The sequence below is a fragment of the Lactococcus lactis genome (genome assembly GCF_029023865.1).
Lineage (GTDB): Bacteria > Bacillota > Bacilli > Lactobacillales > Streptococcaceae > Lactococcus > Lactococcus lactis.
In genome coordinates, this window is record NZ_CP118969.1 from 419,872 (window position 1) to 435,347 (window position 15,476).

Below are 15,476 nucleotides of genomic sequence, written 5' to 3' on the forward strand. Positions count from 1 at the left end.
GTCACTCTTTTGGGAGTTTGTCAGTAAATTATTTTTAAGAATGGATGAGAGAAGGTTTCGGAGAAAATGATGAAGGCGAGATTGATTTACAATCCGACATCGGGTCAAGAAATTATAAAAAAACATATTGCAGATATTTTGGATAAATTAGAGCAATATGGTTATGAGGCCAGTGCTTATCAAACCACAGCAGAACAAGATTCCGCAAAAAAAGAGGCGGCAAGAGCAACAGAAGCTGGCTTTGATTTAATCATTGCGGCTGGTGGTGATGGTACTATTAATGAAGTTGTAGCTGGAATTTCTCCTTTTGAGAAACGTCCTCAATTAGCTATTGTTCCAACGGGAACGACAAACGACTTTGCTAGGGCTTTAAAAATTCCAAGAGGAAAACCGCTTGAAGCGATTGAAATTATTGGTAAAAATCAGATTCTAAATATTGATGTCGGTCATGCCGTAATCAGAGAAACACAAGATGAACAGTATTTTATTAATATCGCTGCTGGGGGCGGTTTGACAGAACTTACTTACAGTGTTCCTAGTCATTTAAAAACGGCTTTTGGTTATTTGGCCTATTTAGCAAAGGGTGCAGAACTTTTACCTCGTGTGCGTAAAGCACCGGTTCGTGTTGTTCATGATGAAGGCGTATTTGAGGGTGATATTTCAATGTTCTTTGCCGCACTTACTAATTCAGTTGGTGGCTTTGAAAAGATTGCACCTGATGCTAAATTAGATGATGGACTTTTCACACTGATTTTGGTGAAAACAGATAATCTATTTGAACTTATTGCTTTACTTGCGATTGTAGCTAATGGAAAACATTTGGATGATGTTAATTTGGAATACATTAAAACAAGTAAAATTGAAATCGAAGCCTTAGGCGGTCAAAAAATTCTTCTTAATTTAGATGGAGAATATGGTGGAGATGCTCCAGTTCAATTTGATAATCTCAAAGGTCATTTGGATATGTATGTAAACCTTGATGAAATCAACGATGACCATTACCTTGGAGACGAAGAAACCTTGGCATTAGAAGCAGTTGCGCAAAAATTTGCCGAAGAAGCCAATAAAATTAAAGATGAAGATGAAGAAGATTAAAAAGTTACTGACAGATCTGTCAGTAACTTTTTCTGTCAGTAAAATACGACGGCTCGGAGCATTTTAGTTGATGCTAAGAGAATTGTCAACTACATTAATAATTCTGTCAGTAAAATGTGCAACTTGTACAATTAATTTAGGCAAATCACTGATTGAAAACAGAAAACGTTTACAGTAGAATAATATTAAAGAACAAATGTTATTAGAGGAGAAAAAATGACAACACTCAGTTTAGACAAAATCTACAAAAAATATCCCAATGCGACGCAATACGCTGTTGAAGATTTCAACATTGATATCAAAGATAAAGAATTCATTGTATTCGTTGGTCCTTCAGGTTGTGGTAAATCAACAACATTGCGAATGGTCGCTGGTCTTGAAGATATTACTGAAGGCGAATTTAAAATTGACGGTAAAATCATGAATGATGTCGCACCAAAAGATCGTGATATTGCCATGGTTTTCCAAAACTATGCGCTTTATCCACATATGACAGTTTTTGATAACATGGCCTTTGGTTTGAAACTTCGTAAGTTCAAAAAAGATGAAATTAAACGTCGTGTTGAAGAAGCTGGAACAATTCTTGGTCTTTCTGATTTGCTTGACCGTAAACCTGCTGACTTATCAGGTGGTCAACGTCAACGGGTAGCAATGGGACGTGCGATTGTCCGTGATGCCAAAGTTTTCCTCATGGATGAACCTTTGTCAAACTTGGATGCTAAACTTCGTGTTTCAATGCGTACAGAAATTGCAAAAATTCACCGTCGAATTGGAGCAACAACAATCTATGTAACCCATGACCAAACTGAAGCGATGACTCTTGCTGACCGTATTGTTATTATGTCATCATCACCAAACTCTGATAAAACAGGGACAGTTGGTCGTGTTGAACAAATCGGAACACCACAAGAGCTTTATAATGAACCTGCTAATAAATTTGTTGCCGGTTTTATCGGTAGTCCTGCGATGAACTTCTTTAATGTCAAAGTTGCTTCTGGAAAATTAACAAATAATGAAGGTTTGAATATGGACCTTCCAGAAGGAAAAGCAAAATTGCTTAAAGAACAAGGGTATGAAGGAAAAGAAGTGATTCTTGGAATTCGTCCAGAAGACATTCAAGCAAGCAATTTGGCACAACAAGCCTATCCAAATCAAACAATTGAAGCTGAAGTTGTCGTTTCTGAACTTCTTGGAGCAGAAACTATGCTTTATCTTAGAGCTGGTTCAACTGAATTTGTTTCTCGTGTTGAAGCGCGTGATTTCCGCAATCCAGGAGAAAAAATTACAGTGGCTTTGAACCTAAACAAATCACATTTCTTTGATGCTCAAACTGAACATCGCATCATTGATTAAAATTTACGCCCTCTTATCTCTAAAGATTCTGTCATTAATTGATAGAATCTTTTTTAGTTTGTAAGTGAAAAAATTACTGATAGGTCTTGTAAATAAAGGCTTTTCAACGATAATGTCAAAGATAATTGACACTAAGCAGCTTCAACTTTTCAGGCTTAAAATGCTAAAATTAACTTAGTCAAAATAATATTATTAGGAAAGCTCTCGTCTTTTTCGATTTAGTACTAAATCACATAAAGAACACCGACACCGCTCTTTATGCCGTAAAAATGTCGAATAAATGCTCTCCTGAGAAGGTTTGAAAAAAATGAAAAAAACAATGGACGGAAACATGGCGGCAGCACATATTGCTTACGCCTTTTCAGAAATTGCCGTAATTTATCCAATTACCCCAAGTTCACCAATGGCAGATTATACTGACGCGTGGTCAGTTGCTGGTCGTAAAAATATCTGGGGCTCAACAGTAAAAATTACAGAACTACAATCAGAAGCCGGTGCAGCAGGTGCCATGCACGGTGTTCTTAAAGCAGGAGGGCTTGCGACAACTTATACCGCTTCGCAAGGGCTCCTTTTAATGCTTCCAAATATGTATAAAATGGCTGGTGAACTTTTGCCAGCAGTTATTCATGTCGCAGCTCGTGCCGTAGCGGCTGGGGCGCTTAATATTTTTGGAGACCAGTCTGACGTGATGTCAGCCAGAACAACTGGGTTTGCCATGTTAGCAGAGTCATCTGTTCAAGAAGTGATGGACTTGTCAGCAGTTGCCCACTTAGCAACACTTGAAGGTTCAGTTCCTTTCTTGAATTTCTTTGACGGTTTTAGAACTTCTCATGAAATTCAAAAAATTGATGTTATTGATTATCAAGATTTATTACCAATGGTTAATCAAGAAAAATTAGCTGATTTTCGTGACCGTGCAATGAACCCTGATCATCCTACAGTTTCAGGGACAAATCAAAATGCAGATATCTATTTCCAACAAAGGGAAACGGTCAATTCTTACTATGAAGCTCTTCCTGAAATCGTTCAAAAATACATGGGAAAAATCAATAAACTTCGTGGGACAGATTATGATTTAGTCAATTATTATGGCGCACCTGATGCGACAGAAGTCATTGTTTCTATGGGTTCTGTTGCTGGGACAATTGAGCAAACAGTTGATTATTTAAATGGACAAGGCCGAAAAGTTGGTTTTATCAATGTTCACTTATATCGTCCATTTCCATTGGAAAACTTTCTTGAAAAATTACCAAAGACAGTCAAATCAGTAGCGGTCTTAGACCGTACAAAAGAATCTGGTTCAAATGGAGAACCTCTTTTCCTTGACGTTCAATCAGCGCTTTTCAATTCTAATGTTAAACAAGTGATTGGTGGCCGCTATGGAATTGGTGGAAAAGATACTCGTCCAGAACACATCGTCAGTGTTTTTGATGAATTAGTCAAAGCACAACCAAAACGTATGTTTACAATCGGAATTAATGATGATGTTACAAACTTGTCTCTGACAAATTCAAAAGTCCTTGATTTAACACCAGCAGATACATTTCAAGCAAAATTCTGGGGCTTTGGTTCAGATGGAACAGTTGGTGCCAATAAAGCAGCAATCAAAATTATTGGTGACCATACTGATAAATATGTTCAAGCCGCTTTTGAATATGATTCAAAAAAATCAGGTGGATTAACCATTTCACATTTACGTTTTGGTGATTCGCCAATTACTTCTGAATATATGACAGCTACACTTGATTTTGTTGCTTGTCACAACATGACTTATGTACGTAAATATAACTTGACCAAAGGCTTGAAAGCTGGAGGCCTATTTCTATTAAACACAAGTTGGAATCTAGAACAACTTTCAAAAAATCTTCCGAATGAAATGAAGAAATTCATTGCCGAAAATCAAATTCGATTTTATACGATTGATGCCATGAAAATTGCTCATGAAACCGGAATGGAACGCAGAATTAATACGATTATGCAGGTCGCCTTTTTCAAATTGGCTCATGTTATGCCTTTTGATGAAGCCTATGAGATTCTGAAAAAAGATGCTCAAAAATATGCAAAGAAATCACCAACCATTGTTGAACAAAATTTGAATGCAATGGCACTTGCTTTGAACGGCTTGCATGAAGTAAAGATTCCAGAAAGCTGGGCTGAAACTCAAGAAGAAAAAACGAAAGTTCTTACGACAGAAAGTTCTCGTAAAAAATATGTTTTTGAAATTGTAAATAAAACCAATGCCTTTGAAGGTGATGAACTTTCGGTACAAACCTTAGTCGATAACAAAATGACTTTTGGAGATGAACCATTGGGAACAAGTGCTTCTGAAAAAAGGGGAATTGCCTTAGAAATTCCTGAATGGAATGCCCAAGCTTGTATTCAATGTAATGAATGTTCATTTGTTTGTCCTCATGCTGCCATCAGACCATTTTTAGTCGACGAAGACGAATGGAATCAAGCACCAGAAGGTTTCCATGTTATGGATTATAAAGGAGCTGATGGCTTAAAATATCGGATTCAGGTCTCTGTTGAAGACTGTACAGGTTGTGGATTATGTATTGAAGCCTGTCCTAAAAAGGGTGAAGCTTTAAAAATGATTCCTTATGAGGGACAAGAAAAAGAATCTGTCAATTGGGCTTTTGCGCAAACCCTTAAAACAAAAGAAAATCCAGCTCGTCCAGGTACAATTGCCGCTAGTCAATTTGAAAAACCACTTTTTGAATTTTCAGGAGCATGCTCAGGCTGTGGTGAAACACCATATATTAAATTATTGACACAAATGTTTGGTGACCGAATGATGATTTCCAATGCAACTGGCTGTTCAGCCATTTATGGTGGAACACAAGCAACACCATATACAACAAATGAGTTTGAACAAGGCCCTGCATGGTCAAACTCACTCTTTGAGGATAATGCGGAATACGGATATGGAATGTGGTTAGCTTCTCAAACCAGACGTCAAAAATTAGCAGCCCAAGTCCTTGAAGCCTTGCCAGAAATGTCAGATGATTTGCAAAAATTGGCGAAAGACTGGGTAGAACACTTAGAAGATTCAGAAGGAACACGAGCAAGAGCCGAAAAAATGAAGGGAATGCTTGCTTCTGAACACTTCAACTCAGCTAAGTTGGATGAAATATATAAACAAAAAGATCAATTTGTAAAACCAACCCAATGGATATTTGGTGGAGATGGTTGGGCCTATGATATTGGTTTTGGCGGTTTAGATCATATTGTAGCTTCAGGTGCTGATGTTAATATCTTAGTTATGGACAACGAAGTCTATGCCAATACTGGGGGACAAGTTTCTAAAGCAACTCCAGCTTCAGCAATTGCACAATTTGCTGCTGGCGGTAAATCTAATACGAAAAAAGATTTAGGAGCGATGCTAATGACCTACGGAGATGTTTATGTGGCTCAGATTGCTTCTGGAGCAAACATGATGCAAACAATCCGTGCCTTTGATGAAGCTGAAAAATTTAAAGGTCCATCAGTCATTATTGCTTATACTCCATGTATTTCACATGGTTTATATGGAGGAATACATTTAGCACTTGATGAAGCAAAAGAAGCCGTGAATTCTGGTTACTGGCAACTTTATCGCTATAATCCTCTTCTTGAAGATTTGGGTAAAAATCCGATGATTCTTGATTTCAAAAAACCTGATTTTAGTAAAGTTAGAAATTTCTTATTGACACAATCTCGTTTTGGTAATCTATTAAAAGTTGATGCTGAACATGCAGAAAGTTTGTATGCTAAAGCTGCCAAAGATTCTCGTAAACGATTTATGCGTTATGCTAGAACATCAGGAGATTTAGATAAGTATTTAGAACGTGAAGCAAAAGCACTGGCGAAAAAAAATCCTGAATCAGAGGGGACTATAGAAGTTACTCTGCCAAAAGAACGTAAGAAACGTCCAGTTGATCCTGAGCGTGAAGCAAGACGAGCTGCTCGTAAAGCAGAACGTGAGGCTAAAAAATAATATATTCTTACTAATGAAAAGTTACTGACAGAATTTTTGTCAGTAACTTTTTTATTCTCGTCAGCTAAAAACTACAGTTTTGCTAATGTAAAAATTACAGATAGATTAAGGGAATAAGAACAAGATGATAAATCTTTATTTGGGAATAAAGCAGTTCACGTAAAATTTTGGTATAATTAGACTAACAATATAAAAGGAGGGGGACTTTTGACCGACTTCAATCAATTTTTTAACCTTGAGTTTTGGCAAAAGATTTTTGAATTGAATGAATCACCTCTGCGAATTGCTATTGCAATATTAGACATTGCAATTATCAGTTTTTTCCTTTATCAAGCGATTAGGTTTGTACAAGGAACAAAATTAATGACGCTTGTTCGTGGTGTGATTATTTTCATTTTTATCAGAATTATTGCCGGACTTATTGGACTTACAACAGTTGAGTGGTTACTCAACCAAGTTATTACCTATGGGGTTATCGCCGGAGTTATCATTTTTCAGCCTGAAATTAGGCGAGCGCTTGAAAGCTTAGGAAGAACAACCACATTATTTACACCAACGAGAAAAAGTAGCCCTGATGGGCATATTTCAGCTTACGAGAAATCTTTTGCTTACATGTCTGAGCGAAAAATTGGCGCTTTGATTGCGATTGAGCAAGGGCAAAATTTAAATGAATTTGTAAGTACAGGGATTCGTTTAGATGCGGATATTACTAGCGAATTACTTATTAATATTTTCATTCCAAATACACCTTTGCACGATGGCGCGGTCATTGTTCAGGGAAACAAAATTGCTGTAACCTCTGCCTATCTTCCTTTGACCGAAAAATCGGGGATTTCAAAACAATTTGGGACTAGACACCGTGCTGCAATTGGACTTTCTGAAGTCTCAGATGCTTTAGTTTTAGTGGTTTCCGAAGAAACTGGTGGAATTTCAATCGCTCACAATGGAGAATTTTTCGCGGATATTTCCAAAGAAAAATTCCATGATATTCTAGTGGCCATTTTAGTTCCTAAAGTTGAAAAAAATGAAAAAGGAACAGGGAAGAATAGAAAAAATAAAGCAGGAGGAAAGAAAAATGGCAAATAAATTTTTTAATTCCAAAACATTTTATATCCTTGCCTCTGTTTTCTTTGCGATTGTCCTTTTCTTTAATACTAATGCAACATCCATCCGTAATCAGGGAACTAATCAGTCTGGAGAAGTTTACACAGCCACAATTAATAACGTTCCAGTAGAATTAAAATATAATTCTAATAAATATTTCGTTAGTGGTTATAACAGCACTGCGACGGTTCATCTTTCTGGATATAATCGCTTGTCTATCACTAATGAAGAAAATTCGGACACAAGAAATTTCTTTTTAAGTGTTGATTTGACCAAACTAAAAACAGGAAAATTTGATGTACCAATTCGGATTGAACAACTGCCTGGCGGAGTAACGGCAACGATTGAACCTAAAACAATGAATATCACTTTAGAAGACAAAGTGAAGAAAGAGTTTGAAGTAACACCAAAAGCTGATTCAACTCAATTGCCAGAAGGTTTTACAATTGATTCACTTTCAGTGAGTGATGAAAAGGTAAAAGTGACTGCCGGGGAAGAGAGCATCAAAAAAATTCAAGCAATTGAAGCTGCTTTACCAAATGATGTTAATTTAAATGAAAATTATTCAGGCACAGTCACTCTTCATGCCGTAGACAGCACAGGTAAAATTCTTCCAGCACAAATTGAACCTTCAACGACTCATTTAAAAGTTGTAGTAAATAAATTAACTAAAGATGTGCCGGTTAAAGTGACACAAAAAGGAACGCTTGATAAGACTTTATCATCTATTAAGACAAAAGTATCTGATAAAACAGTTACTCTCTCAGGAGAAAAAAGTGCTTTAGAAGCAATCAACGAGGTTGAAGCATCAGTGGATATCTCTGGAGTTGTAAAAGAAACGAAAGTAACTGTTCCTATACGTGCAACAGGAGTAAGTGCTGATCCACAAGAAGTTGAAGTAACATTAACACCTGTAAAAATAAGTGGATAAATTTTCAGAGTCAAATAAAAATAATAAAAATGGAGACAAGAAAAAATGGGTAAATATTTCGGAACAGACGGTGTTCGCGGGGAAGCAAATGTTGAATTAACGCCGGAGATGGCTTTTAAACTTGGTCGTTTTGGTGGCTATGTCCTTAGTCAACATGAATTAGGTACACCAAAAGTTTATGTTGGTCGCGATACACGAATTTCTGGACAAATGCTTGCGAGCAGTTTGATTTCAGGACTTTTGTCTGTTGGGATTGAAGTTTATGATTTAGGAGTCATTGCAACACCAGGTGTAGCATATTTAGTTAAAAAAGATGGTGCCTCTGCTGGGGTCATGATATCAGCCAGCCATAATCCAGCACTTGATAATGGAATTAAATTCTTTGGTGGTGATGGTTATAAATTAGAGGATGAAAAAGAACTTGAAATTGAAGCATTGATTGACGCTGAAGAAGACACATTGCCACGTCCATCTGCTCAAGGCTTAGGAATGCTGCATGACTATATCGAAGGTGTTCGTAAATATCAAGCTTTCTTAAAAACAACAGCAGAAGGTAATTTTGAAGGCTATAAGGTTGTTCTTGATACAGCTAATGGTGCAGCTTATACTTCTGCTCGTGCCGTTTTTGCTGATTTAGAAGCGAATTTGACAGTTATTGGTGAAAATCCTGATGGACTCAATATCAATGTAAAAGTAGGCTCAACTCATCCTGAAGCGATGGCTAAAAAAGTTGTCGAAACAGGAAGTGACCTCGGACTTGCCTTTGACGGTGATGCTGACCGCCTGATTGCCGTTGATGAAAATGGAGAAATTGTTGATGGCGATAAAATTATGTTTATCGTTGGGAAATATCTTCTTGGACAAGGAAAATTGGCTCAAGATACGCTAGTAACAACTGTGATGTCTAATCTTGGATTCCATTTAGCGCTTGAAGAAGCAGGGATTAATTCAGTGATTACAGCCGTTGGTGACCGTTATGTTGTTGAAGAAATGAAGAAAAATAATTACAACTTCGGTGGTGAACAATCGGGTCATATGATTTTCCTTGATTACAATACAACAGGAGATGGTCAACTTTCAGCCATTCAATTGTTGAAAGTAATGCGTGAAACTGGCAAATCTTTATCTGAATTAGCAAGTGAAGTTACAATTTATCCACAAAAATTAGTTAATGTTCGGGTAAAAGATAATGCAGCTAAAAAATCAGCAATGGATGTGCCAGCGATTCAAAAAGTAATTTCAGAAATGGAAACTTCAATGAATGGGAAAGGTCGTATTTTAGTTCGCCCTTCAGGAACTGAACCACTCTTGCGTGTCATGGCTGAAGCGCCAACTCATGAAGAGGTCAATCATGTTGTAGATACCATTGTTGAAGTTGTTGAAGCAGAAATTGGTGTAAAATAAAGAAAAAAAGCAAGAACTGATTTTGTTCTTGCTTTTTATTATCAAGTAAAAACTCTCCTTATTGGGAGAGCTTTTTTATCTTTTTTGTCGTCTGGCAAATTCTGTGAAACGAAAGCGGTCGACTTGATGTCGAGATTCAGTATACTGAAAAAGAGTATTATCAGCAAGATAAACATGAGATTTGACAGACACGACATGATGGTCTTTGGGATTTAAGTCAAGATATTTAAAGTCATCTTCGCAGGCAAAATCAATCGTGACTTCCTTTTGAGCATAGGCAATATCAAGCCCTAGAGTATCTTCTAAGTAGTCATAGGTTGAAATTTTAGCATGTTCTGGAGTTAAACCTTCGGAATATTTTTCTAAAAATAAATCCCAATCTAAAATTGAAAATTTGCCATCTACTTTGCGCCTTCTGAGAATACTTATGGCGTGTTCACCAACGGCAAAACCAGTTGTTTCTGAAAGTTTAGGGTTAATTTCAAGTCTTTCAAATCGAATGACCTCAGTTTCACTATGGAAACCCATAGAGGTTTGTAGTTCTTTGTATGAAGTTAAGCCAGAGATAGGGAAAAGGAGCCTATCGTGAGCGAGGACAATGCTACCATAGCCATGTCGTCTTTGAATAAGCCCTTTCTCTTCTAAAATTTTTAAAGCCTGTCTGACTGTTGAACGACTGCTCTCGTAATTAGCAGAGAGCTCATTTTCACTTGGAAGAATATCGTTCGTTTTATAGATATCGTTAAAAATCTTTTTTTCTAAATCTTGCAAAATCACTTCATATTTCTTCATACTTTATATTTTATCATAAAAATAATTGTTACCGCTTGCTGAAAACGTTTTTATATGATACAATGATTTTGTTAACTTGTACGTACAACTTCAAAAGATAGGAGATTCTTATGTTTGGAATAGGAAAAAAGAAAGAATTGAAAGACGATAAAGGGCTATATAATCCAGTTTCTGGAGAAGTTATTGAACTTTCAAAAGTAAACGATCCGGTATTTTCAAAGAAAATAATGGGTGATGGTTTTGCAGTTGAGCCCAAAGAAAATAAAATTTTTGCTCCAGTTTCTGCAAAAGTAACTTTGGTTCAGGGACATGCAATTGGCTTTAAACGTGCTGATGGCTTAGATATTCTTTTACATCTAGGTATTGATACAGTAGCTCTTAAAGGGGCACCATTTAAAATTAAAGTTAAAGTGGATGATATTGTTAATGGTGGTGATGAGCTGGGAACTGTTGATTGGGGGCAGATTGAAGCTGCTGGTTTGGATAAGACAACAATGGTTATTTTTACAAATACTAAAGACCTTTTATCTGGCTTTGAGGTTAAATATGGTTCAGCCAATGCACGTGATGAATTAGGTCAGGCAAGTGTTAAGTAAGTAAAAATATCAACCAATAAATTTATAGCACAAAGAAGACGAGAACTTTGGATATAGATTTTGTGACTATTAAACTCGTCAATTATTATTTTATATTATGAAATGCTTCATAGATAATGAAGCAAAAGGAGAACTTATGGCAAATTATTCACAACTTGCGACTGATATTATCGCAAATGTAGGTGGCGCTGAAAATGTCACAAAAGTTATTCATTGTATCACTCGTCTTCGTTTCACTTTAAAGGACAAGGATAAAGCCGATACAGCAGCAATTGAAGCCTTACCTGGTGTGGCAGGCGCGGTTTATAATTCAAACTTGAATCAATATCAAGTGGTTATTGGACAAGCGGTTGAGGATGTTTATGATGAAGTTGTTGAACAACTTGGTGATGCGGTAGTTGATGATGAGGCAACGGCACAAGCAGTCGCTGCAACAGCACCAGCTAATGGTAAAAAACAAAATCCGATTGTTCATGCTTTCCAAGTGGTCATTGGAACAATTACTGGGTCAATGATTCCTATTATTGGTTTACTTGCAGCTGGTGGGATGATTAATGGTTTACTTAGTATATTTGTTAAGGGAAATCGCTTAATCGAAGTGATTGATCCTGCAAGTTCAACTTATGTCATTATTTCAACACTGGCAATGACGCCCTTTTACTTCTTACCTGTTTTGGTTGGTTTTTCAGCAGCAAAACAATTGGCACCTAAAGATACTGTTTTACAATTTATTGGTGCTGCAGTCGGCGGATTTATGATTAATCCAGGGATTACTAACTTGGTAAATGCGCATGTTGGAACGAATGCGGCAGGTAAAAATGTTGTTGTTGAAGCAGCTGCTCCTGTTGCAAATTTCCTTGGAGTAACTTTTAATACAAGTTATTTTGGAATCCCCGTTGCTTTGCCAAGCTATGCTTATACAATTTTCCCAATCATTGTAGCCGTGGCAATTGCTAAACCACTGAATGCTTGGTTGAAAAAAGTTTTACCACTTGCCTTGCGTCCAATTTTCCAACCAATGATTACTTTCTTTATTACCGCATCAATTGTTTTACTTTTGGTAGGTCCAGTTATTTCTACAATTTCTTCTGGATTGTCATTTGTGATTGATCATATCTTGTCATTGAATTTAGGAATTGCAAGTATTATCGTTGGTGGTTTGTATCAATGTTTGGTTATCTTTGGGTTGCACTGGTTGGTTGTACCACTTATTTCACAAGAATTGGCGGCTACTGGAGCAAGTTCACTCAATATGATTGTTTCTTTCACAATGCTCGCTCAAGGGGTTGGTGCCTTGACTGTCTTCTTTAAATCTAAAAAAGCAGACCTCAAAGGACTTTCTGCTCCAGCAGCAATTTCAGCCTTTTGTGGGGTAACTGAACCGGCAATGTATGGGATTAATTTGAAATATGTGCGTGTCTTTATCATGTCTTCAATTGGTGCCGCGATTGGTGCAGGTGTTGCTGGATTTGGCGGATTACAAATGTTTGGGTTCTCAGGTTCTTTGATTGGTTTCCCTAACTTTATTTCTAATCCTTTGACACATCACGCTCCTGCGGGTAACTTGATGCTCTTCTGGATCGCCACTGCGGTATGTGCGGTTGCAACTTTCCTATTGGTTTGGTTCTTTGGTTATAAAGATACAGATGTAATGGGAGAAGGTGTTGAACAAAAAAATGCATTTAAAGATGCAGTTAAATAATTAATAAACTCAGTTGGAGGCAGTGCTGATAAATTCTGCTTCCTTTAGTTTTATATGAGGGGGAAAAATGACTGAAAAAGATTGGATAATCCAATATGATAAAAAAGAAGTAGGGAAACGTTCTTATGGTCAAGAATCTTTAATGTCATTGGGAAATGGTTATTTAGGGCTTCGAGGTGCGCCTTTATGGTCAACTTGTTCTGACAATCATTATCCTGGCTTGTACGTAGCTGGTGTCTTCAACCGGACGAGTACAGAAGTCGCAGGACATGATGTCATTAATGAAGATATGGTAAATTGGCCAAATCCTCAATTAATAAAAGTATATATTGATGGTGAATTGGTTGATTTTGAAGCGTCAGTTGAAAAGCAAGCTACAATTGATTTTAAAAATGCTTTGCAAATTGAACGTTATCAGGTGAAATTGGCCAAAGGAAATTTGACTTTAGTAACAACAAAGTTTGTAGATCCAATTAATTTTCATGATTTTGGTTTTGTTGGTGAAATTATTGCTGACTTCTCTTGTAAATTAAGAATTGAAACTTTTACTGATGGCTCAGTTTTAAATCAAAATGTTGAACGTTATCGGGCTTTTGATAGTAAAGAATTTGAAGTAACAAAAATTTCCAAAGGACTTTTGGTTGCTAAAACAAGAACAAGTGAAATTGAACTTGCAATTGCTTCTAAATCATTTTTGAATGGATTGGCTTTCCCAAAAATAGATTCTGAGAATGATGAGATTTTAGCAGAAGCAATTGAAATTGACTTACAAAAAAATCAAGAAGTTCAGTTTGACAAAACGATTGTCATTGCAAGTTCTTATGAAAGTAAAAATCCTGTTGAGTTTGTACTGACAGAGCTGTCAGCAACTTCTGTCAGTAAAATTCAAGAAAATAATACGAATTATTGGGAAAAAGTTTGGTCAGATGCCGATATTGTTATCGAATCAGACCATGAAGATTTACAAAGAATGGTCAGGATGAACATTTTCCATATTCGTCAAGCGGCACAGCATGGTGCTAATCAGTTTTTAGATGCATCAGTAGGTTCACGTGGCTTGACTGGTGAAGGTTATCGGGGTCATATCTTCTGGGATGAAATTTTTGTTCTTCCTTACTATGCGGCTAATGAGCCAGAAACGGCGCGTGATTTGCTTTTGTACCGAATCAATCGATTGACCGCAGCGCAGGAAAATGCGAAGGTTGATGGAGAAAAAGGAGCTATGTTTCCTTGGCAGTCCGGCTTAATTGGTGATGAACAATCGCAATTTGTTCATTTGAACACAGTAAATAATGAATGGGAACCAGATAATAGCCGGCGTCAAAGGCATGTTAGTTTAGCCATTGTATATAATTTATGGATTTACTCACAACTGACAGAAGATGAAAGCATTTTGACTGACGGTGGTTTAGATTTAATCATTGAAACGACAAAGTTTTGGTTAAATAAAGCCGAATTAGGAGATGACGGCCGTTATCATATTGATGGGGTCATGGGACCTGATGAATATCATGAGGCCTATCCTGGGCAAGAAGGGGGAATCTGTGATAATGCCTATACTAATTTAATGCTCACTTGGCAATTAAATTGGCTGACAGAATTATCAGAAAAAGGATTTGAAATTCCTAAGGAATTACTTGAAAAAGCTCAAAAAGTTCGGAAAAAACTGTATCTAGATATTGATGAAAATGGTGTGATTGCGCAATATGCTAAATATTTTGAGCTTAAGGAAGTGGACTTTGCAGCTTATGAAGCAAAATATGGGGATATTCATCGCATTGACCGTTTGATGAAGGCCGAAGGTATTTCCCCTGACGAATATCAAGTGGCTAAACAGGCTGATACGCTGATGTTAATCTACAATTTGGGTCAGGAGCATGTGACTAAGTTGGTCAAACAATTGGCTTATGAGTTGCCCGAAAATTGGTTGAAAGTCAACCGTGATTATTATCTTGCTAGGACTGTTCACGGTTCAACGACTTCACGTCCGGTTTTTGCTGGGATTGATGTGAAATTAGGGGATTTTGATGAAGCGTTGGATTTCTTGATTACAGCAATTGGCAGTGATTATTATGATATTCAAGGGGGAACAACGGCCGAAGGGGTTCATATTGGGGTCATGGGCGAAACGCTCGAGGTGATTCAAAATGAATTTGCTGGTCTGAGTCTGCGAGATGGCCAATTTGCAATTGCTCCTTATTTACCAAAAAGCTGGACAAAATTGAAATTTAATCAAATTTTTAGAGGAACTAAAGTTGAAATTTTGATTGAAAATGGACAATTATTACTGACAGCGTCGGCGGATTTACTGACCAAAGTTTATGATGATGAGGTTCAATTAAAAGCCGGAGTGCAGACTAAATTTGATTTAAAATAAATGGTTTTACTCTTAATAAAGTTTTGATACAAGGATTTACAATTATTTTTTAATAAAAAAATTACTGACAGAATTTCTGTCAGTAATTTTGGAAAGTCATTGCTTAAAAATATATTTTTAAAATGACGAGAAAGAAGGTAAAA

At 36.8% G+C, this 15,476-nt stretch carries 10 protein-coding genes; 9 read left to right on the forward strand and 1 reads right to left on the reverse strand.

Annotated elements, in window-relative coordinates; all coding sequences use genetic code 11:
* Window positions 1-66 precede the first annotated feature (66 nt).
* From PYW37_RS02195 to glmM, 6 genes are all read left to right on the forward strand, one after another.
* Window positions 67-1,095 (forward strand): diacylglycerol kinase family lipid kinase, encoded by a 1,029-nt coding sequence (locus PYW37_RS02195; RefSeq protein ID WP_012897243.1) that lies wholly within the window; start codon window positions 67-69, stop codon window positions 1,093-1,095.
* A gap of 216 nt (window positions 1,096-1,311) precedes the next feature.
* On the forward strand, window positions 1,312-2,448 hold the full coding sequence (locus PYW37_RS02200; RefSeq protein WP_003131545.1) for an ABC transporter ATP-binding protein: 1,137 nt from the start codon (window positions 1,312-1,314) through the stop codon (window positions 2,446-2,448).
* A 307-nt stretch (window positions 2,449-2,755) separates the two neighbouring features.
* Complete coding sequence (gene nifJ / locus PYW37_RS02205; protein WP_025016547.1) at window positions 2,756-6,427, forward strand: pyruvate:ferredoxin (flavodoxin) oxidoreductase; 3,672 nt, start codon at window positions 2,756-2,758, stop codon at window positions 6,425-6,427.
* 207 nt (window positions 6,428-6,634) lie between these two features.
* Entirely contained in the window at window positions 6,635-7,513 is an 879-nt protein-coding gene (gene cdaA / locus PYW37_RS02210; protein WP_044009723.1) for a diadenylate cyclase CdaA, read from the forward strand.
* Window positions 7,503-8,462: a CdaR family protein gene (locus tag PYW37_RS02215; protein ID WP_025016546.1), complete on the forward strand. Its 960-nt coding sequence runs from the start codon at window positions 7,503-7,505 to the stop codon at window positions 8,460-8,462. The genes cdaA and PYW37_RS02215 overlap by 11 nt, the downstream gene beginning before the upstream one ends.
* Before the next feature lie 45 nt (window positions 8,463-8,507).
* Window positions 8,508-9,866: a phosphoglucosamine mutase gene (glmM, locus tag PYW37_RS02220; RefSeq protein ID WP_003131539.1), complete on the forward strand. Its 1,359-nt coding sequence runs from the start codon at window positions 8,508-8,510 to the stop codon at window positions 9,864-9,866.
* A gap of 75 nt (window positions 9,867-9,941) precedes the next feature.
* On the opposite strand, the gene treR is transcribed toward glmM, so the two are convergent.
* Entirely contained in the window at window positions 9,942-10,658 is a 717-nt protein-coding gene (treR, locus tag PYW37_RS02225) for a trehalose operon repressor (RefSeq protein WP_003131538.1), read from the reverse strand.
* A 110-nt stretch (window positions 10,659-10,768) separates the two neighbouring features.
* On the opposite strand from treR, the gene PYW37_RS02230 reads away from it, so the two are divergent.
* The 3 genes from PYW37_RS02230 (at window position 10,769) to PYW37_RS02240 (ending at window position 15,333) form a co-directional block, all read left to right on the forward strand.
* Window positions 10,769-11,254, forward strand: a complete 486-nt coding sequence (locus PYW37_RS02230) for a PTS sugar transporter subunit IIA (protein ID WP_012897247.1) — start codon at window positions 10,769-10,771, stop codon at window positions 11,252-11,254.
* A gap of 136 nt (window positions 11,255-11,390) precedes the next feature.
* Window positions 11,391-12,956, forward strand: a complete 1,566-nt coding sequence (locus PYW37_RS02235) for a PTS transporter subunit EIIC (protein WP_025016545.1) — start codon at window positions 11,391-11,393, stop codon at window positions 12,954-12,956.
* A gap of 67 nt (window positions 12,957-13,023) precedes the next feature.
* Window positions 13,024-15,333, forward strand: a complete 2,310-nt coding sequence (locus PYW37_RS02240) for a glycoside hydrolase family 65 protein (protein ID WP_003131533.1) — start codon at window positions 13,024-13,026, stop codon at window positions 15,331-15,333.
* Window positions 15,334-15,476 lie beyond the last annotated feature (143 nt).